Origin of the sequence: Haloarchaeobius litoreus (genome assembly GCF_024495425.1) — an archaeon.
Taxonomy (GTDB): domain Archaea; phylum Halobacteriota; class Halobacteria; order Halobacteriales; family Natrialbaceae; genus Haloarchaeobius; species Haloarchaeobius litoreus.
In genome coordinates, this window is the sequence record NZ_JANHJR010000001.1 from 1,121,456 (window position 1) to 1,139,452 (window position 17,997).

Here is a 17,997-nt window from a genome sequence, read left to right on the forward strand (position 1 = left end):
CGCTCATGCCCGAGGACAGCTCTGACGCCGACGGCCTGCCCGAGCACGACCCGGAGACCGTCGCCGTCCTCCGCGAGGTCGCCGAGGAGATTCGCGGCGAGAGCTCGGAATCGGAGCAGCTCGCGAACATCCTCTACCGCACCAGCGACATCTACGACCCCGACGAGGAGACGACGCCGGAGGACGTCGTCAGGAACGTGAAGTTCATCCTCGAAGTGAAAGAGCGCGGCGGGCTCGGTCGGTAGCCCACCGCCACGGCGATTCTCGGGCTCCTGAATCAGTCTGCAGCGAACGGCTCCTCCGCCCGCTGGACGACGATGTCGCAGTGCGGGTCGCCCTCCAGCTGGCAGCTGCGGTGGTCGGTCCGGTAGTGCTCGCCGTAGTGCTCGCCGACGCCGTCGATGATGCCCTCCGCGAGCTTGCAGAGCTCCCGGTCGGAGCCGTACCGGACGACGACGGCGTCCTCGCCGAGGCGCTTCGACTGCAGCTTCGGCGGCGTGAACTCCGAGAGCTGTTTCGCACGCAGCGCCTGATGGATGTACGCCTCCGTGTTCGCGAGTAGCTCCAGCCCGGTCCACTCGCCGTCGACGTGGACCCCGTACGTCTCGACGAGCGGCCCGACCGCGTAGCGACCGAACTCGTAGAGCAGGTCGCCCTCGTCCTCGCCCGAGAGCTCCGACGCCGCGGACACCAGCGCGAGCGTCTCCTCGTCGGTGTACTCGCTCACCGGCACGTACAGCTTGCCCGGGACGCCCGCCGCCTCCTGGATCGCCCGCCAGGTCTCTGTGTCGTACGTATCGACGACGAAGTCCTTGAGGGACTTCAGAACGATTCCGTGCATTCGTGCCCGATGCATTTGTTTATCTCCATTAGATATATACTTACCCCATAGCAGCTGGTAACGAACCCTTCAGACGGCTTTTTGTCCGTGCCCGCCCACGCTCCCGACGTGGACGCCAACCAGGACGACCTCGCGAACCCGTTCGGTATGGACGAGGACTGCACGAACTGCGAACTCTGCGAGCGCCGCGAGCGCGTCGTCCACGGCTACGGCGACGTGGGTGCCGACTTCCTCTTCGTCGGCGAGGGACCGGACGCGGCCGCCGAAGCCGCCGGCGTGCCGTTCGGCCGCGACGAGGGGTTCGGGCGGGTGCTCCAGCGGCTCGGCCTCCGGCGGGTCGACGACGACCCGGACGAGCCCGCGGTCGCGAACGTCTTCCTCACCTCGCTGACCCGGTGTCACCACCCCGACCGGCCAGCGACCGACGCCGAGGTCGGCACCTGCGAGCCGTACCTCAACGCCGAGATACGGATGATCAACCCCGAGATCATCGTGCCCGTCGGCGAGCGCGCCCTCGCGGAGATCAGCGCGGAGTACACCACGACGCCCGCCACGGAGCTCGACATGTACGAGCAGCACGGCGAGGCGATCCGTGGCCGTGGCTTCGAACTCGTCCCGATGATTCCGCCCCGAGCGGCGACCGACGAGCAGGTCCAGACGTTCGTCGAGCGGTTCGCGGCGCTGATGGCCTCGGACTACCGCCAGACGAAGGGGCGACGAGAACGCTGAGACGGAGCTCTGCCTACCAGTACTGTCCGGAGAGCCAGCGACGCGACCGGCCGCCTGCGACGAGCAAGCCCACTACGACCAGGACGACGACGGCGAGCGTCGCCGCGGCGGGCGCGACCGACACCGATTCCGGCGGGGCAGCGAGGCCGTTCCCGAGGAGGACGACCGATGCGACCGCCGAGAGGACGATACCGAACGGGACGAGGAAGCCGAGTGCCTTCAACCAGTTCATACCGACACACCCGGCCGGTGTCGACTTAACTCCAACCCATCGACCCGGAACGGCGGCTTGAAGGCCCCGCGGCCGACAGGTTCGGACATGACACTCGTGGTCGTCCTCGCCGAGCCCCCGCGCGAGGGCCTCGTCCTGCCCCGACTCGCCGAGACCTCACCGCTGTCGGCCGCCGAAGCGGCGGACTGCTACGCGGCGCTGCTCGCCGACGCCGTCTTCGCCGCCGACCAGTCCGGCGGCGACGTACTCGTGAACTACCGCGACGACGACGCACTCCCCGACGAGTTCGTCGACGCCGACGAGGCCGCAGAAGAAGCCGTCCGGGCCGTCGTCGACCGCGCCGCAGAGGACCCCGCAGCCGTGCGTTTCGAGGTGCAGGTCGGCTCGACCCGCGACGGCCGCGTCGGCAACACGGTCACCCACCTGCTGCGCGAGGAGGGCGAGAACTCGGTGCTGGTGCTCGACGGCAACGCGCCGCTGGTCGGCCGGAAGGACGTCGACAGCGCGGCGATGAGGCTCCGCACCTCCGACGTGGTCGTCGGCCCCGCCACCGACGGGCGCGTCTGGACCGCCGCGTTCTGCGAACCCATCGACTTCGACGGCGCGTTCGCAACCCCTGCCGTCGAGACGCTGGTCGACCGGGCTGCCGACGCGGACCTCGACGTGGACTTCCTCCCGAGCTACAGAACCGTCGAGACCGGTTCCGACCTCGCAGACGTGGTGGCGTTGATCCGTGCACGGGCCAAGGCCGGCCGCATTGTCCCGAAGTTCACCACCGAGTTCGTGCGCGAGCACGGCCTCCACGTCGTCGACGGCGAGGACGGCCCGGAGCTCGTCCGCGACTGACCGGGGGCAACCGACAACTCTTAGGAGCCGAACGCAGAACTCCCAGCACGAGGTGGGGTGGCAGAGCGGCCTATTGCGCCTGCCTTGAAAGCAGGTGGCGTCATGCCTCCTGGGTTCAAATCCCAGCCCCACCGTCCTGCGACGAACGTGAGCAGCGGACAGTATCGGCTGGGATCTGAATCAGGGAGCTGAACGAAGCGGAGCGACCGTGGTTCGAATCCCGGCCCATCGTGTTCTCGCCGGCGTCGGCGTCCGATTCATCAGCCTCGATAACGTACAACTAGCCATGAACAGACGCACGAAGACCGCACTCGTTGGCGGTGCCGTCCTGCTCGGCGGCTGGATCGCCTGGGGCGCGTACTCGTCGCGGTCGGCAGAGGAGGTGCCGTACGAACAGGTGCGGGAGGTCGACGGCGTCGAGATTCGGCGGTACCCGCGGACCGTGTTCGTCGAGACGACCGCGACCGACCAGATGACGGCCTTCCGCAGGCTGTTCCGGTACATCTCGGGCGAGAACGAGCGGCAGGACGAGATATCGATGACGGCACCGGTGCGCTCGGACGGCAGGGGTGGCGAGTCCGTCTCGATGACGGCACCGGTACGCTCGGACGCCGACGACGGCGGGACGCGGATGGCGTTCTACCTGCCCGAGGAGTACGGCCCGGAGTCCGCACCCGTCCCGACGGAGTCGACGGTCCGGCTGGTGGTCGAGCCGCCGAAGACGGTCGCAGTCGTCCGGTTCTCGTGGTACGCGCCGGGCTGGCGGGTCGAGCGACTGACGGAACAGCTCCGCACGACGCTCGCGGAGGCTGGTGTCGAGCCGACCGGGGAGCCGTACCTGCTGCGGTACAACGACCCGTGGACGCCGCCGTTCATGCGGCGGAACGAGGTCGCCGTCGAAGTCGACGCGAGCTGAACTCCGATTCGGAACGGCGCAACCGAAGGTTTACGGACCAGACATTCGTCGTTTCGAATATGTCGAACACGGTCGCGGACGCCATCGTCCGCCGCGACCTTCTGCTCGCCCTCGCCAACGTCGGCGTCGTCGTGCCGCTATCGATGCTCCGGTGGAGCCCCGGCTGGCCGCTCGTCGGTGCAGGCGTCGCCGTCGGTATGTTCCTCCTCGGTGCCGCCTCGGACCGCAGCAGGGCAGGGACGTGGGTGCTGGTCGGTGTCGGGAGTCTCGCGATCGTCGCGCTGGTGGCGGCGGCGGTGAACGGCTCGGTCCCGGTGGGCGTGGTTCCGCCGGCGATACTCGGGATGGCCGTTGGGGTCGCCACGAACCGCATCCTGTTCGGGGTCCTGAACCCGGTTCCGGAGGCACGACTGCGACGCGAGGCCGACGACTGACCCCCGAACTTTTGCTCGCTGCCCCCGACATATCGGGTATGGAACCCGAACCGACACACCCGGCTGTCCGGCGGACGAAGCGGGTCGCCTGGTTGCTCGACGAGGCTATCAGAATCCCGGGCACGAACCGTCGGGTCGGGCTCGATCCCATCCTCGGGCTGCTCCCGTTCGTCGGCGACTTCGTGACAGCGTTCTTCTCGCTGTACATCGTCGTGGAGGCCATCATCGCGGGCGCGAAGAAGCGGACCATCGTCCGGATGCTCGTCAACATCGGGCTGGACACGGTGCTCGGAAGTCTCCCGATCGTCGGCGACCTCTTCGACGTGTACTGGAAGGCGAACGTGAAGAACCGGAAGCTGCTGGAGGAGTCGCTGGCGTCGTAGTCAGGTCCAGGTCGTGTCGACCGTGAGCGCGCGGTCGAGCAGCCCGTCGTCGTATGCCTCGGCGGTCTGGTCGGGGTGACGCTCGTCGATCGTCCGGACCGTCTCGACGGTGTTCACGAAGTTCTTGAACGTCGCCTCGTCGACCATCTGTCCCTCGACGGTGACCGCGCCGGTGCCGCCGGATTTGGCCTCCTGGAACGCCTCTATCTTCCGCACGTCGCGGGCAAGCTCGTCGGACGTCGGCATGTGGATGCGGTTCGCCTGGATGGTCTGCTTGGGGTAGAGCGACCACGAGCCGTCGAGGCCGACGCGGGCCTCGCGCTCGACGTGGTCGGCGTAGCCGTCGCCGTTGTAGAAGGTGACGCCGGCACGCTCGGTGAACAGCCGGTCGTAGGGGCCGCCGATGGCGACGAGGTCGTTCGCGCTGGCCTCGTTCGAGAGGTCCTCCAGCAGGCCGGACCACTCGGGGCGTTCGCCGTCGAGTTCGCGGCCACCGAGTTCGGCGGTGTAGTCGACGGGGCCGAAGACGAGCGCGTCGAGCCGGGAGTTCGCGCCGAACAGGGATATCTCGCGGAGGTCCGACTTCGCCGCCGCGGTCTCGACGATGACCGCCAGTCCGATGGCCCCGTCCTCGAAGCCGAACTCGCGCTCAGCCTCGGCGACGACGCCGGCAGCCGCCTTCACGTCAGCGAGCCGGCCGACCTTCGGGACGACCACGCCGTCGACGTACTCGCCGACCTCGTCGACGAGCGTCCGGATCTCCTCGTGACCCTGCTCGCGGGCGGCCTCGTCGTCGTAGGCCCACTGCACGCGGGGCCAGATCTCGCCGGGGAACGCGTCGGCGTGTGCGGGGAGGCGGTCGACGACGTTCTCCAGCGCCTCGGCCTTCATGTCGGGCGCGGTGCCGTCCTCCAGGTCGGGGACGAGCCAGTCCGGGCAGGCGAACCCCTCGCTTTCGAGAGCGCTGTCGAGGTACTTCGCCGTGTTGTCGCGCGGGACGGCGGCCGGTGCGGTCTGGAAGGTGCGTGCGATGTCTGTCATTGCTGGATGAGCGCGCGACGGGTCCCCGAGTAGACGGGCTCGTCGTGCTGGTTGAACGCGATGTGTTCGAAGGTGACGGTGCCGGCGTGGTCGTGGGTGTCCTCGGCGTCGACGACGCGTGTGAATCCGTAGACGGTGTCCCCGGGCGTGACGAACGTGTGGAACCGCTCGTCGTCGCAGCCGAGTTCGCGGTAGGTCGCCTCGTCCGAGCGGGCGTGCCCGAGCGCGACCGAGCGGGTCACGTCGCCGTAGGCCACGATGTCGCCCGACGGCGAGTCGGCCATCACGTCGACGTTGTGGTGCTGCTTCGCCGTGTTGAGCGTCATGAGCGGGAGCGTGGCGACCATCACGTCGTCCATGGTCCGCCCGCGCTCGTGGCGGTAGGCGACGGCGGCGTCGCGGTCCGCGGCCGCGTCGAGCGCGGCGGCGAAGTCGCCGAAGCGGTCGCCGTCGGGCGTGATGAACTCGGACGGTGGCGTGTCGTCAGCGTCGCCCTCACCGGAATCGGCGTCGCCACCGTCGGCCGCCGCGGACTCGCCGCCGTCCGTCGCGACGGGCTCACGCCGCGGTATCATGTTGGTCCGCTCGTAGCTGACCAGCGGGTCGCCCGTCTCGGCGTCTTTGCCCTCGGTCTCCCAGGTGACGATGCCGTACTCCGGGCGCGAGGAGGAGGTCGCGGTCGATTCGACCGTCGAGGAGACCCGGAGCTCCGTGCCCGGCGTCACCGACTGGTCGTGGTACCGGACGTTCGTCCGGCCGAGGAAGTAGCCGCCCTTCTCGGAGAGGTCCTCCACCGTCGGTCCCATCACGGCCGCGAGCAGGTAGTCCGGGTGGACCGGCGGCTCCTCGAAGCCGGCCGCGCGGGCCGCGTCGGTCCGCCAGTACATCGGGTCGTGGTTGAGCGTCTGGCTCGCCCACAGCTCGTTGGCGTAGTTCGAGAGGGTGAGGCCGGGGGCGTGCTCGATGCGGTCGCCCTCGCTGAAGTCCTCGAAGCAGTTGCCCTTCTCGCGCGTCGCCGTCCTGTCCAGTATCGTCCCGAACGTCTCCGTGTCTGTGTAGTCCATGTGTCGTCGGTCGTCAGGGGTGTGTGGGTCGGTCGGTGTCGCAGTCCTCAGTCGTCGGCCGTCGCCTCCGGCGTGGGTCGCATCCGGGCGAGTGCACGTCGCATCTCGTTGGTCACGACCATGAAGCCCTCGTCGAAACCCATGCCGGGCTTGGCGAGGGTCTGGGCCGCGTCGGTCGCGAGCGCGACGTGGGCGCAGGTCCGCGCGGAGGTGACCGTCTCGTTGCAGGTGCCGCCGAGGTACGCCCGGGTGTCGGTACCATCGCAGTAGCGCACGGCCGCAGCGGAGCGCTGGACACCGCCCAGGTCTGGCGTCTTCACCTGCACGAGGTCGGCCGCGCCAGCGTCGACGAACGCGCGAACGTCCTCGAAGGTGTTGCACCACTCGTCGGCGACGATGTCGACGTCGACGCCGGCCGACGCGAGCCCGTCGCGGAGCTCGGTCATCTCGTGTATCTGCTCCTCGCGGCCGCCCGCGTCCATCGGTCCCTCGACCTGCACGTCGAAGGGACCGGCCGCCGCGGCGAGCGTGCCGAAGTAGTCCGTCACCGCGGCGCGGTCGTAGGGTGCACCGAGCACGTCGCCCAGCACCCCGTACACGTCGACGTGAATCGTGGGGTCGTAGCCCTCGGGGCCGAGTTCGACCGCGCGCGTCGCGAGCCAGTCGACGTACTCGCGCAGCCCCTCGCCGTCCTCGCCGAGCTTCTCGACGCTGTTGAACAGCCCGTGCGGGAGGACGGGGACGCCCTTTATGATCATCTTCTCGGCGTTCGTGTACCGGTCGTCGCCGGACTGGCCGAAGACGGGCACCGGTTCGGTCGCCGGGGTCGTCCCGAGCGCGTCGGCCAGCGTCTCCGTCATCGTCTCCCGGTTCGCGAGTGCAGCCGCTTCGAGCAGCGCCTGCGAGACGCCGTAGCGGACCGCGGTGTGGAGCTGGTCCGTGCTGTCCCCGTCGTCACCCCCCGTCGCGCCGCCGTCCTCGGTCGGGCGCGCGGCCGGTAGCTCCTCGACGATGTCGGCGTTCTCGGCGAACTCGGTGGCGTCCCGGCCCCGGAGTGCCGACGCGACCGTACCCTCGACGACCGGGCGGTATTTCTCGGCACGAAAGAGCGGGTCGCGACCGCCGGCACCGGAGTACTGGACGGCGCAGCAGTCGCCCGTCGCGACGCTGCCGTCTTCGAGTTCGAGCTCGACCGTGAGCGCCTCGCCGGCCTCGCGGATATCCTCGAATCCGGGCGTGACGGGCTCGCCGTCGTAGGCGAAGCCGTCCTGTGTCGCGCCCTCTTTGATGGCTCGCTGGTCGTCGAAGAAGAACCCCGAGACCGTCGGGACGGCCCGGACGGACTCAATCCGCACGAGACTCACCCCCGTCGCCGCGGGGGTCGGTGCCGGCATCCGTCCCGGTCGGTCGCCCGATGAGCTTGCCGTCGCTGATGGCGTCGACGTCGTCGGCGACCATCCGGAACGACTGCTTGCGGCCCTCGGTCTCCGCGCGGTCCGCGAGGCGGGCCCCGTGGATCTCCTTGATGTCGTCGTCCATTGCCAGCTCGCCCCACTCGAAGATCCGGACGCGGCCGTCGTCGTCGCGGGCCGGGAGGACCGCCCCTTCGGCGGCGTCGCTCGGCGCGAACGGGACGTCCAGCGCGCCGGATCCGAACGCCTCGATGGTGCCCTGCGCGACGTCGCCGTCGCCGTGGGCATCGATGGCGTCCATGAGACAGCGCGTCTCGCGCTCGATGAGCGCCTGCTCCTCGTCGACGCCGTCGAGGACGATGTCCTGCTCGACCACCATGTCGATGAGCTGGCGCGTGGTACGGAGGCCGGCCGCGTTGGCCTCCTTCGTCGGCACGCCCTGGAACTCCTGTGGCGACTTCGTGATGACCTTGTCCGGGCGAGCGATGGCGGCCGTGGTCCCGCCGAGGCCGATGACGCCGTTGGCGCGGGCCTCGTCCGGCGGGAACCCGCCCATCCACTCGTGGAAGACGGTCGTCACGCACACCTCGTCGGGGAGGTACTCGTTGCCGAGCTTTCGGAGCGCGCGGAGCGCTGCCACGTCCTGCACGACGTTGCCGACCTGCCCGTAGCCCAGCGTGAGGCTCCGGACGCCCTGCGTGGCGGCCAGCTTCCCCTCGACGAGCATGATTGCGATGGCGATGCTCGGCGGGACGAGCGTCCCGGTGAGCGGGCCGAACGGCTCGCGGTTGATGGTGACGCCGCGCTCGGTGTACGCGCCGGCGAGGCGGTCGACGTACTGCCAGTGCTCGATGGTCTGGGCGAGACTCCCCTCCTTCGTGTACGGGATGTTGTAGGAGATGGGGCCGCCCTCGAAGCTCTGGAAGCCGCCGGCGAACGTGACGGCGGCGAGGAGGCGTGCGTCGGGCGTGCCGTGACGCACCTCGATGGGCGCGTCGACGCGGTCGATGAGCTCGCGACAGCCCTCGACGCCGTGGTTGACGGCCGGGAAGCCGTTCAGGGTCGCGTCGCCGGACTCGCGGGCCGTCTCCAGGCCCTCCTGGGCCTTCCCGTACTCGTTGTCGCGCGTGTACGAGTCGATGGTCGTCGGGAGCAGGTCCGCCGCGCCCTCGTCGTGGAGGTGGGTCAGCAGGTTCACCTGGTCGTCGAGGCGCGGGACGCCCGCCCGGGGCTGGAGCAGCGGTCGGTCCGCCGACTCCAGCACGTCCGCGAACTGCTTGTGCGCGGGCAGGGACTCGTGGTAGGCGATGGCCGCCTCGAAGTCGACCGCCGCACCGGTCGGCCAGTCGTCGCGGATGTGGTCGTCGATGCGTTGCAACTCGTCGGCGGTGAGGCGTTCGTCGCGTATCATCAGGCCTGAACTCGATCCGTCTCGGCCTCCCGGGTGGAGATCCCCAGGTCCCGTTCGAGGGACCGAATGACCTCCTCCGGTGTCGTCTCCGAGTCGAAGACCCGGTCGAACCCGAGCGTCCGGAACGTCGTCCGGGTCTGCTCGAAGTCGTCCTGACCGACCGCGAGGTTGCCACCGATGTAGGTGGTGGCGTCGATGTCCTCGCGGGCCAGGAGCTCGTGGAACCCCTGACAGTCCTGCTCGGCGTGCCCGTACAGCGAGGAGACGAGTACAGCGTCGGCGTCGTGCTCGCTCGCGGCTGCTGCGAACTCCTCCTGGGAGGTCTGGACGCCGAGGTTCTCGACGTCGAAGCCCGCTGCGGAGAGGGCCTGGTCGAGGATCGTGATTCCGACGACGTGTGCGTCGGAGCCGATGACACCGAGGATGACTGTCGTGGGCATGCGGTATCCGCCAAGTTGCATGAACAATCCTTAAAGTTAATGGTCTTTCATGATAATACTCCTTAAACACCCTAAACCGCCTCAATGTGAAACAACCACAATGTAATGATTTATCCGGAAGGTTTTAGCGCGGGGGCGGGTTCGTCACCCCCATGGGAGCGCTCGAAGACGTCACCGTCGTCGACCTCACACAGGTCCTCGCAGGCCCGTACTGTACGATGCTGCTCGCGGACATGGGCGCGGACGTAGTGAAGGTCGAGCGGCCGGGGGGCGACCTCATCCGGCCGAACCCGCCGTTCGCGGGCGACGGCGACGAGGAACCCTACGGCGGCTACTTCCAGTCGGTCAACCGCGGCAAGCGGTCGATCGAGCTCGACCTCGGCGACGACCGCGACCGCGAGGACTTCCTCCGGCTCGTCGAGAAAGCGGACGTGGTCGTCGAGAACTACCGCGCAGGCACGATGGAACGCTTCGACCTCGGCTACGAGACGCTCAAGGAACACAACCCCGAGCTCGTCTACTCCTCCATCCGTGGCTTCGGGGACCCCCGGACGGGAGCGACCGACAGACAGGGCCAGCCCAGCTTCGACCTCATCGCGCAGGCGCTCGGCGGCGTCATGGAGATCACCGGCCAGGAGGACGGCCCGCCGACGAAGGTGGGCCCCGGTATCGGCGACCTGTTCACCGCCGTCCTCAACGCCGTCGGCATCCTCGGCGCGCTGCACCACCGCGACCGGACCGGCGAGGGCCAGTACGTCGACACCGCCATGTACGACGCGATGGTGTCGATGTGCGAGCGCACCGTCTACCACTACTCCTACACCGACGAGGTGCTCACCCGACAGGGCAACTCGCACCCGACGCTGTTCCCGTACAACTCCTTCGAGACGAGCGACGGTCACGTCGTGGTCGCCGCCTTCTCCGACGGCCACTGGCGCGCGCTCTGCGAGTCGATGGACCGTCCGGACCTCGTCGCCGACTACCCGGACGCGGGCTCGCGCCTGCGCAACCGGGACGCACTGCGCGCGGAGATCGCCGACTGGACCCGCGAACACTCCGAGCAAGCGGTCGTCGACGCGCTGGAGGGCGAGGTTCCGGTCGCGCCGGTACAGGACACCGCCGACATCTTCGACGACCCGCACGTCCACGAGCGGGGGATGCTCGCCGACGTGGAACAGCCCGGTGCCGACCGGGACGTCACCGTCGCCGGCTGCCCCATCAAGTTCTCCGAGACGCCGACCGGCCCGCAGGGGCGCGCCCCCCTGCTCGACGAACACCGCGACGAACTGCTCGGCGAGCAGCGCGACGATGGAGCGGAACGGGCGACCGGCGACGACTGAGCGCCCGGCTTCCGCCGTCACCGTTCGCGCGAGCGAAGCGAGCGCGATTCACCGGGCGCGAACGCAGTGAGCGCCCGGCCTTTTTCACCAATGTTTTTCGAGGAGCGGTGCGCCTCCGGCGCACCCGACGAAGAAAAAGATGGTCGGGTTTCGCAAACCCTTTTGAGGGTACCGTTCTCAGTCAGCGTATGAGCAACGAGTGGCCCCACGACCCGGACGGAGAGGAGGGCAGCGAGGGGATGCGCAAGTACGGGATGGCGGTCCTCGCGAAGAAGCTGGACGAGGACGGGGACTTCCCGCTGAAGGCGGCGGACTTCGTCGAGGAGCACGGCGACGAGCCGATCAGACTGAACTCGAAGCGCGTCGTCAGTGTCGCGGACATCTTCGAGCACGTGACGGAGGGCGAGTTCGAGGACATCGTCACGTTCCACAAGGCCGTCGGCAGGGCGATGCGGGCCGGTGGCTTCTGGGAGTTCCACCCGAAGGCCGGCGAGTCGAACATCAAGCACGCCTGATTCTTTCGGTACTCGTCTCGACGACCGCCGTTCGCGAGCGACTGCTCAGTCCTCGTCGACCGACACCACGTGCTCCCGTGCGAGCGGGTCCGTTCCGTCGTCGGTCAGGAACTCGAACCGCGCGCCGCCGTGCTCGCTCTCGGTCGTTGTGACCGTCCAGCCGTGGGCGGTCGCCACCTGTTCGACGATGGCGAGGCCGAAGCCGGTCCCGCCGTCGCTGGTCGTGAAGCCGGAGTCGAACACCTGCTCTCGTGTATCATCCGGGATGCCGGGGCCGTCGTCTGCGACGTAGAACCCGGCGTCGTCGAGGGAGCCGACCCGGACAGTCACGTCCGGTCGCCCGTGGTCGACGGCGTTCCGGAACAGGTTCACGAGCAGGTCAGTGAGCCGGCCATGGTCCGCCCGGACGCGGACGTCGTCGACGATGTCGAGCTGTGCATCGGGGAGGTGGACGGAGGACCAGGCCTGGTCGGCCGTGGCCGAGAGCGAGAGCTCGCCGGGTTCGTCGACGACCGAGCCGGTCCGGGCCAGCGAGAGCAGGTTCTCGATGAGCTCGCGCATCCGGCCGTGGGCCCACGCCACCTCGCCGAGGTCGTCGTCGTCGCCGATGCGTTCGGTGGCCAGCTGGAGGTGTCCCTCCGCGATGTTCAGGGGGTTGCGGAGGTCGTGGCTGACGATGCTCGCGAACTCGTCGAGCCGTTCGTTCTGCCGGGCGAGCTCGCGCTCGCGCTCCTTCGTGGGCGTGATGTCGGCGTAGAAGCCGTACACCTCGTCTGGCTCGTCACCGGTGGCGAAGCGCCGGTCGACGGGGACGACGTGGACTAGGAAGTCACGCGGCCCGTCAGCGGCCGCCAGTCGGAGCTGGGTCGGGGTCGCGTCGTCTGCGGCCCCGATACCTGGGAACACCGCCTCGCCGCCGGCGGTGGCCGGGGCGACCAGCACCTCGTCGACGGGAGTCCCGACGACCGCCTCGGCGTCGCAGTCGAACGTCGCGGCGAACGCCTCGTTGACCGCGTCGATGGTCGGTGAATCGCCCGTGGAGAGCCTGACGACGGGGTCCGGGACGTTCTCGAACAGCGCCGCGAACCGGTCGCGCTCCTCGCGAAGGGTCCGCTGGAACCGGGTCCGCTTCACGCTCTCGGCGACGTGCTGCATCAGGGTCTCCGCGAGCTCGAGGTCCGCCTGGTCGAACGCCGCGATCTCCTCGGAGATGGCCTGGAACACCCCGATGTCGGAGATGGGGACCGTCAGTCCGGACCGGTACGTCATCTGTGTCGGGTCCGCGTCGAGCACCTGTCGGAGGTCCTCGTTGTACGTTGCCTCCCCGGTACGAGCGACGCGGGCGGCGACGCTCTCCCCGCCGAGCGGCACCGACTCGACGCCGTCCTTCGGCATCTCCGCCGACGTCTGCATGGGTTTCAACATACCGTCCGCCACGATGTCGATGTTGGACATGTCGAACTCGAGTACCTTGTCGGCCGCCTCGACTGCGACCTGGTAGATCTCGGCCTCGTCGGTGCAGTTCTCCAGGTCCATCGCCACGTCGTGGAGCGTGTCGATCTTGGCTGCGGTGCTGTCGGGGTCGACCGCCGAGCGCTCCGCGCGTTCGAGGCCCGCCTCGACGGCCGCCACGAGGCGGTCGTACGCGTCGTCGGTCGCCGGGGCGTCCCCCCGGCCATCGGCCCCCAGCTGCTTCGGGATGTAGGCGTCGACGCCGGTCTCGACGGCGTCGCTCGCGACCGCCTCGGAGCCCACGTCGGTGAACAGGACCCGGGTGAGGTCCGGATAGCCCTCGCCGAGCCGACGGAGCAGCTCCACACCGACACCGTCGGAGAGTTCGTGCTCGCTCACGACGCAGTCGACCGTGCCGTCGGCGACCGCCGCCGTGGCGTCCGCCACTGTAGCTACGGAACTGACGGACATCGCGGTCTCTGTGGCCGACAGACGCGCTTCGAGGCCGGTGGCGACCTCGGGGTCCGCGTCGACGACCAGCACGGCGTGGGCGGACATGAGTGTCTTCGACACCCAGTTGGAGCCGACATAATTAAATCGCGTGGCCGCGGCGGCCCGGCATCTCGAATCTGGATGTAGTTCCACTTATACGGATGCAATCGAAAGCTCCGGCCAACAGTGACGAACACGCAGATAACGCTGATCCAGATCGACAACTACGGGCCGTGGACTGTCACGCCGGAGCCGCGACGCGAGGTCGACCTGCAGACCCTGCAGTCTCGCCTGTACGCCGACCTCTCCCAGCTCGTCGGGAACCGCGACGGCTACGTCTTCTTCACGCGCTTCGACAACATGGTAGCGGTCACGAACGGCCTCGACATGGACGACCACGCACTCATCCAGGAGTCGGTGCGCAACCGCTATCCGGTTACCGTAAGCTTCGGCGTGGCGACGGGTACCTCGCCCGTGCAGGCGCTCGCAGACGCGACGAACCTCATCCAGGACGCCGGGAGCGCACAGGACAAGTCCCGGCGTGAGATCCTCGACGGGCGCGTCATCGAGGACGAATTCCGGACCGACCACGACGTGCAGATCGCCCACTTCGACGTGGTCGACGCGACGGGCAAGTACACCGACGAGCTCGACGCCTTCGGTGCCTTCATCGAGATCGAGCAGGCCTACGCGTCGCTGATGCGGTACATGTACGAGGCCCACGACTCGCTCTCGTTCTTCGTCGGCGGGGACAACATCATCGCCGTCTGTCCGGACCTCGACGCGCCGGCGTACGACGACGCCATCGAACACGTCCGCGAGGAGACCGGCATCCCACTCCGCGTCGGCGTCGGAGAGGGTTCGACGCCGCACGACGCGGGCTACGCGGCGAAGCACGCACTCGAGGTCGGGCGGGCCGAAGCGTCGCCCGTCGAGTTCCACTGATCACCCGGTCGCCTCAACCCCGTAACTTCGTCGGGTGACCGGATAAAGTTGCTGCAGGTAGATTTTATAGCGGCCGTGTCAAACCGTCACACATGGAACGCGACGTGTCGATTCGTGACGTGACCGCGCGAGAGTTCGTCGGCGTCAGCGAGTCCGATTCGGTGCGCAGCACCGTCCGGCTCATGCACGAGGAGGACGTCGGGAGCGTCCTCGTCATGCGGGGACGCACTCCCGTCGGAATCATGACCGAACGGGACATCCTCGAGATGGTCGCGGAGGGGCGGGACCCCGAATCCACCGCGGTCGAGGACCTGATGACGAAGCCGGTCATCACGATGGGCGCGAGCCGACCGCTCGCCGACGCGGCTGAGACGATGTCCCGAGAGGAGATACGCAACGTCGTCGTGACCGACGACACCGACGACGAGGAGATCGTCGGTGTGCTCACGGAACGCGACGTAATCGAGGCCGCGAGCACGCTCCAGGCCTCGCGTTCGCTCACCTCGGGGGCAGCCCCGGAGGGGGTCGCGACCGCCGCCTCGGCGGTCGAAAGCGAAGCGAGCGTCACGGAGGACGGATACGGCACACAGGGGGTCTGCGAGCTCTGTGGCGCGTTAGCGGACTCCTTACACGACTCGAACGGACAGTTAATCTGCTCTGATTGCCGACAGGTCTAACGGTCATCTCCGTCTCTTCTCCCGGTCGACCGCCCACTTCGGGAGGCAAATTTATAACGCAGGGGTAAGTATGACGGTAGCATGGCACGGAAACTGCAACGGCGCGAAGTGCTGAAGACTACTGGAATCGCTGGAACTGCCGGCCTGGCAGGTCTAGCTGGCTGTATCGGTGGGAATGGCGGAAATGGTGGTGGTGGAAGTCCGGACATGCTCACGATCGTCGGCTATCCCGAAGACGGTATCCAGCTGTTCCGGGACTACTACAGCAGCTACGGGAACGACACCGACATCCTCATCCCGGACGGCCTCCGCGACCCGGACCTCCCGGGACAGGTCGGTAACGACATGACGAACGTGATCGGGACCGCACCTGCTGCCGGGGGTCCCGCCCAGTCCGCCTACGAGTCCCTGTACCAGGACATCTACGGTGAGTCGCCCGGTGTCTTCTCGTCCCAGTCGTACGACTCGGCGGCGGTCGGCATCCTCGCGAACGCGGCTGCGGGTGAGAACTCCGGGCCGGCCATCCGCGACCAGATGCGCAACGTCTCCAACCCGGGCGGGATGGAGGTGACGCCCGACAACTTCGTCGAGGGTGTCGAGGCAGCCGCCAACGGCGAGAACGTCAACTACCAGGGTGCGTCGAGCTCCGTCAACTTCGACCAGAACGGCGACCCTGCATCCGCGGCGTACGCGCTGTGGGAGTTCAGTGACGGCGGCACCTCGACGGTCCGGACCGAGAACTTCGAGGGTGCGAACCCGGACGGCGAGGGTCCGTCCGCCGACGACATGCCCGGCGGCATGGGTCGAGAGATCATGCTCGGAATCCTCCTGCCGGAGACCGGTGCGCTCGCGTCGACCGGTGAGTCGATGATCAACGCCGCACAGATCCCTGCACAGCAGGTCAACGAGTCGGATGTCGACCTCACGGTCACCACCCAGCTGGAGGACACCGAGACGAACTCCCAGTCCGGTGTGAGCGCAGCCAACAGCCTGGTCAACGCCGGCTTCCCGTACATCTGCGGGACGGCGTCGTCCGGTGTGAACGTCCCGGTGTGTCAGGAGGTCCTCATTCCCGGAGAGATCGTCGGCTGCTCCCCGTCGAGTACGGCGCTGTCGGTGACGAACCTCGACGACAACGACTTCATCTTCCGGACGGCACCGTCGGACCGCCTGCAGGGGCGTGTCATGGCGCAGATCGCCTCCGAGGAGCTCGAGGCCGAGACCTGTTCGACGCTGTACATCAACAACGACTACGGCCAGCAGCTCTCCGAACGGTTCTCCTCCGTGTTCGAGGACGAGTTCGGTGGCTCCGTCTGGCGGCAGGTCGCGTTCAACCAGGGGTCGTCCTCGTACTCCTCCGTCGTCAGCGACGCGATGTCGGCCGAGTAAGCGACGACCGGTCACTAACGTTCTTTCTTTCTTTCGGATCCGACGACGACGACCGACGGCTCTCACCCGAGTCACTCCGGATAGCGGCCGGTGGGGACTGGTTCGGTACGCGAGGTGTCGGGCGACCGACTCCAGTCGAGGGTAGTGTCGGCGGCGTCAGAACCTCGCTGTCGATACGGCGCGATTTATCGGCGGAGCCGGCTGTCGTCGTCAATCCACGGACGGTCACGTCGGAACGCGGTAAGTTCGAACGATGCTCGAACGACGCGAGGTTACTCGCGACGACTGGCCACCGCTCGTGGCCCAGAGAGCCCGCACTCGCGGTGTCTGGAGTGCCACCTCGAGTACCAGTACGTTACGTCGAACGGCCGTTCGCGCCGCTGAACGTACGTCTCCATAACAAAGGCCGCACGCTTCTCCCATACCAACGGAGATACAGTAATGCCAGATAGAAAACTCCTCGCCACAGTACTCGCCATCGCGGTTATCGGCAGCACCGTGGCGTTCGTAGCAGCCGTCGACTCGAATCAGCTCACAGACGAACACCAGGCCAGTCAGGACCAGAACACCTCGTACCTGCGCGTCGCGCACGCGTCGCCGGATGCGCCCGCGGTCGACGTTCGCGTCGACAACGAGACGGTACTCTCGAACGTGAGCTTCGGTACCGTCAGTGACTACCTCACCATGTCCGCGGGGACGTACAACGTCTCCATCCTGGCGAACGGAACCGACACCGCAGTGTTCGACAGCGAGGTCACGATCGAACCGCGGACCGTGACGACGGTCGCCGCGAGCGGCGAGGTGACCCAGAGCGGAAACACGTCGTTCGCCGCCGTGTTCTTCGATGACGACGCGTTCACTCCGGGCGAGAACCGGAGCGCGCTGAGCGTCGTCCATCTCTCGCCCGACGCCCCGGCCGTCGACGTCACCCTCGCGAACGGCAGCGTCGTGCTCGCTGAGAACGTGACCTTCCAGAACGCCTCGGACTACGTGTCGGTTCCCGCCGGGAACTACACCGCCGAGATCAGGCCGGCGACCGCTGGGAACGACGGGACCGTCGTCACGACGGTGAACGTGTCCCTCGAGAGCGGGCAGGTGCACTCCGCGCTCGCGGTCGGCTATCTGAACCCGGACGAGGCACCGGCTGATACGCCGTTCCAGGTCGTCCTCACCGAGGATGCATCCGTCACCGTCCAGTTGCCGTCCGAGGACGAGATGATGGACAACGAGACGGGCATGGACGGTAACGAGACGACGACTGACGACGATGCGGAGACGACGACTGACGACGATGCGGAGACGACGACTGACGGCGACGCGGAAACGACGACTGACGGCGACGAGACGACCACCGAAGAGGACGACGAGGAGAGGGTGGTCGCCTAGAGACCGCGCTCGCCTCCCCCGCCCGCTCCCGGTCACCCAGCGTGCCCGAACT

General features: G+C 67.9%; 20 protein-coding genes and 1 tRNA gene. 13 read left to right on the plus strand and 8 right to left on the minus strand.

Annotation, left to right across the window (positions count from 1 at the left end; genetic code table 11):
- The first annotated feature begins 5 nt into the window (after positions 1 to 5).
- Positions 6 to 245 (plus strand): DUF7976 family protein, encoded by a 240-nt coding sequence (locus tag NOW55_RS05750; RefSeq protein ID WP_256399132.1) that lies wholly within the window; start codon positions 6 to 8, stop codon positions 243 to 245.
- Between the two features lie 32 nt (positions 246 to 277).
- On the opposite strand, the gene NOW55_RS05755 is transcribed toward NOW55_RS05750, so the two are convergent.
- Positions 278 to 856, minus strand: coding sequence for a heme NO-binding domain-containing protein (locus NOW55_RS05755; protein WP_256399133.1), 579 nt, complete (start codon positions 854 to 856; stop codon positions 278 to 280).
- Positions 857 to 949: 93 nt separating this feature from the next.
- Between NOW55_RS05755 and NOW55_RS05760 the strand changes: the two genes are divergently transcribed.
- Complete coding sequence (locus NOW55_RS05760; RefSeq protein WP_256399134.1) at positions 950 to 1,570, plus strand: uracil-DNA glycosylase; 621 nt, start codon at positions 950 to 952, stop codon at positions 1,568 to 1,570.
- A 13-nt stretch (positions 1,571 to 1,583) separates the two neighbouring features.
- Here the strand turns inward: NOW55_RS05760 and NOW55_RS05765 are convergent, their stop codons facing one another.
- A complete protein-coding gene (locus tag NOW55_RS05765; protein ID WP_256399135.1) occupies positions 1,584 to 1,802 on the minus strand; it encodes a hypothetical protein in 219 nt (72 codons plus the stop codon).
- An 87-nt stretch (positions 1,803 to 1,889) separates the two neighbouring features.
- Here NOW55_RS05765 and NOW55_RS05770 point away from each other — a divergent pair, with 87 nt between their 5' ends.
- The 5 genes from NOW55_RS05770 to NOW55_RS05790 all read left to right on the plus strand — a co-directional run bounded on the left by NOW55_RS05770 (position 1,890) and on the right by NOW55_RS05790 (position 4,381).
- A complete protein-coding gene (locus tag NOW55_RS05770; RefSeq protein ID WP_256399136.1) occupies positions 1,890 to 2,648 on the plus strand; it encodes a DUF2064 domain-containing protein in 759 nt (252 codons plus the stop codon).
- A 51-nt stretch (positions 2,649 to 2,699) separates the two neighbouring features.
- Positions 2,700 to 2,782: transfer RNA gene (locus NOW55_RS05775), tRNA-Ser, on the plus strand.
- 152 nt (positions 2,783 to 2,934) lie between these two features.
- Positions 2,935 to 3,564: an SOUL family heme-binding protein gene (locus NOW55_RS05780; RefSeq protein WP_256399137.1), complete on the plus strand. Its 630-nt coding sequence runs from the start codon at positions 2,935 to 2,937 to the stop codon at positions 3,562 to 3,564.
- Positions 3,565 to 3,623: 59 nt separating this feature from the next.
- Positions 3,624 to 3,998, plus strand: coding sequence for a hypothetical protein (locus tag NOW55_RS05785; RefSeq protein ID WP_256399138.1), 375 nt, complete (start codon positions 3,624 to 3,626; stop codon positions 3,996 to 3,998).
- Positions 3,999 to 4,036: 38 nt separating this feature from the next.
- Positions 4,037 to 4,381, plus strand: a complete 345-nt coding sequence (locus NOW55_RS05790) for a DUF4112 domain-containing protein (protein ID WP_256399139.1) — start codon at positions 4,037 to 4,039, stop codon at positions 4,379 to 4,381.
- Here the strand turns inward: NOW55_RS05790 and citE are convergent, their stop codons facing one another.
- Genes citE through glmS form a run of 5 tightly spaced genes read right to left on the minus strand, consistent with a single transcriptional unit; the run spans position 4,382 to position 9,749 of the window.
- Positions 4,382 to 5,422 carry an L-malyl-CoA/beta-methylmalyl-CoA lyase gene (gene citE / locus NOW55_RS05795; protein WP_256399140.1) on the minus strand — a complete coding sequence of 347 codons (1,041 nt, stop codon included), beginning with the start codon at positions 5,420 to 5,422 and terminating at the stop codon, positions 4,382 to 4,384.
- Positions 5,419 to 6,486 carry a 2-methylfumaryl-CoA hydratase gene (mch, locus tag NOW55_RS05800; protein WP_256399141.1) on the minus strand — a complete coding sequence of 356 codons (1,068 nt, stop codon included), beginning with the start codon at positions 6,484 to 6,486 and terminating at the stop codon, positions 5,419 to 5,421. Before mch ends, citE begins: the two co-directional genes overlap by 4 nt.
- 47 nt (positions 6,487 to 6,533) lie before the next feature.
- Complete coding sequence (locus NOW55_RS05805; RefSeq protein WP_256399142.1) at positions 6,534 to 7,841, minus strand: methylaspartate ammonia-lyase; 1,308 nt, start codon at positions 7,839 to 7,841, stop codon at positions 6,534 to 6,536.
- Positions 7,831 to 9,309: a methylaspartate mutase subunit E gene (locus NOW55_RS05810; RefSeq protein WP_256399143.1), complete on the minus strand. Its 1,479-nt coding sequence runs from the start codon at positions 9,307 to 9,309 to the stop codon at positions 7,831 to 7,833. Before NOW55_RS05810 ends, NOW55_RS05805 begins: the two co-directional genes overlap by 11 nt.
- Entirely contained in the window at positions 9,309 to 9,749 is a 441-nt protein-coding gene (gene glmS / locus NOW55_RS05815; RefSeq protein ID WP_256399144.1) for a methylaspartate mutase subunit S, read from the minus strand. The genes NOW55_RS05810 and glmS overlap by 1 nt, the downstream gene beginning before the upstream one ends.
- Positions 9,750 to 9,901: 152 nt before the next feature.
- Here glmS and mct point away from each other — a divergent pair, with 152 nt between their 5' ends.
- The gene (mct, locus tag NOW55_RS05820; protein WP_256399145.1) at positions 9,902 to 11,089 is read left to right on the plus strand and encodes a succinyl-CoA:mesaconate CoA-transferase; all 1,188 of its coding nucleotides are present in this window, start codon (positions 9,902 to 9,904) and stop codon (positions 11,087 to 11,089) included.
- A 188-nt stretch (positions 11,090 to 11,277) separates the two neighbouring features.
- Positions 11,278 to 11,604 (plus strand): DUF5785 family protein, encoded by a 327-nt coding sequence (locus NOW55_RS05825; protein WP_256399146.1) that lies wholly within the window; start codon positions 11,278 to 11,280, stop codon positions 11,602 to 11,604.
- A 45-nt stretch (positions 11,605 to 11,649) separates the two neighbouring features.
- Here the strand turns inward: NOW55_RS05825 and NOW55_RS05830 are convergent, their stop codons facing one another.
- Entirely contained in the window at positions 11,650 to 13,614 is a 1,965-nt protein-coding gene (locus NOW55_RS05830) for a hybrid sensor histidine kinase/response regulator (RefSeq protein ID WP_256399147.1), read from the minus strand.
- Between the two features lie 120 nt (positions 13,615 to 13,734).
- Between NOW55_RS05830 and NOW55_RS05835 the strand changes: the two genes are divergently transcribed.
- The 4 genes from NOW55_RS05835 (at position 13,735) to NOW55_RS05850 (ending at position 17,945) form a co-directional block, all read left to right on the plus strand.
- Positions 13,735 to 14,493 carry a GTP cyclohydrolase III gene (locus NOW55_RS05835; protein WP_256399148.1) on the plus strand — a complete coding sequence of 253 codons (759 nt, stop codon included), beginning with the start codon at positions 13,735 to 13,737 and terminating at the stop codon, positions 14,491 to 14,493.
- Between the two features lie 92 nt (positions 14,494 to 14,585).
- Positions 14,586 to 15,170, plus strand: a complete 585-nt coding sequence (locus tag NOW55_RS05840; protein ID WP_256399149.1) for a CBS domain-containing protein — start codon at positions 14,586 to 14,588, stop codon at positions 15,168 to 15,170.
- Between the two features lie 81 nt (positions 15,171 to 15,251).
- Positions 15,252 to 16,559 (plus strand): ABC transporter substrate-binding protein, encoded by a 1,308-nt coding sequence (locus NOW55_RS05845; RefSeq protein ID WP_256399150.1) that lies wholly within the window; start codon positions 15,252 to 15,254, stop codon positions 16,557 to 16,559.
- A 441-nt stretch (positions 16,560 to 17,000) separates the two neighbouring features.
- Entirely contained in the window at positions 17,001 to 17,945 is a 945-nt protein-coding gene (locus NOW55_RS05850) for a DUF4397 domain-containing protein (protein ID WP_256399151.1), read from the plus strand.
- Positions 17,946 to 17,997: the final 52 nt, after the last annotated feature.

What these genes read in the sequence shown, in the direction of transcription:
- NOW55_RS05780 (WP_256399137.1), top strand. Translation starts at nt 2,935, where the DNA reads ATGAACAGACGCACGAAGACCGCACTCGTTGGCGGTGCCGTCCTGCTC.
- NOW55_RS05790 (WP_256399139.1), top strand. Translation starts at nt 4,037, where the DNA reads ATGGAACCCGAACCGACACACCCGGCTGTCCGGCGGACGAAGCGGGTC.
- mct (WP_256399145.1), top strand. Translation starts at nt 9,902, where the DNA reads ATGGGAGCGCTCGAAGACGTCACCGTCGTCGACCTCACACAGGTCCTC.
- NOW55_RS05755 (WP_256399133.1), bottom strand. Translation starts at nt 856, where the DNA reads ATGCATCGGGCACGAATGCACGGAATCGTTCTGAAGTCCCTCAAGGAC.
- citE (WP_256399140.1), bottom strand. Translation starts at nt 5,422, where the DNA reads ATGACAGACATCGCACGCACCTTCCAGACCGCACCGGCCGCCGTCCCG.
- NOW55_RS05845 (WP_256399150.1), top strand. Translation starts at nt 15,252, where the DNA reads ATGGCACGGAAACTGCAACGGCGCGAAGTGCTGAAGACTACTGGAATC.
- NOW55_RS05830 (WP_256399147.1), bottom strand. Translation starts at nt 13,614, where the DNA reads ATGTCCGCCCACGCCGTGCTGGTCGTCGACGCGGACCCCGAGGTCGCC.
- NOW55_RS05770 (WP_256399136.1), top strand. Translation starts at nt 1,890, where the DNA reads ATGACACTCGTGGTCGTCCTCGCCGAGCCCCCGCGCGAGGGCCTCGTC.
- NOW55_RS05750 (WP_256399132.1), top strand. Translation starts at nt 6, where the DNA reads ATGCCCGAGGACAGCTCTGACGCCGACGGCCTGCCCGAGCACGACCCG.
- NOW55_RS05765 (WP_256399135.1), bottom strand. Translation starts at nt 1,802, where the DNA reads ATGAACTGGTTGAAGGCACTCGGCTTCCTCGTCCCGTTCGGTATCGTC.
- NOW55_RS05785 (WP_256399138.1), top strand. Translation starts at nt 3,624, where the DNA reads ATGTCGAACACGGTCGCGGACGCCATCGTCCGCCGCGACCTTCTGCTC.
- mch (WP_256399141.1), bottom strand. Translation starts at nt 6,486, where the DNA reads ATGGACTACACAGACACGGAGACGTTCGGGACGATACTGGACAGGACG.
- NOW55_RS05850 (WP_256399151.1), top strand. Translation starts at nt 17,001, where the DNA reads ATGCCAGATAGAAAACTCCTCGCCACAGTACTCGCCATCGCGGTTATC.
- NOW55_RS05825 (WP_256399146.1), top strand. Translation starts at nt 11,278, where the DNA reads ATGAGCAACGAGTGGCCCCACGACCCGGACGGAGAGGAGGGCAGCGAG.
- glmS (WP_256399144.1), bottom strand. Translation starts at nt 9,749, where the DNA reads ATGCCCACGACAGTCATCCTCGGTGTCATCGGCTCCGACGCACACGTC.
- NOW55_RS05810 (WP_256399143.1), bottom strand. Translation starts at nt 9,309, where the DNA reads ATGATACGCGACGAACGCCTCACCGCCGACGAGTTGCAACGCATCGAC.
- NOW55_RS05840 (WP_256399149.1), top strand. Translation starts at nt 14,586, where the DNA reads ATGGAACGCGACGTGTCGATTCGTGACGTGACCGCGCGAGAGTTCGTC.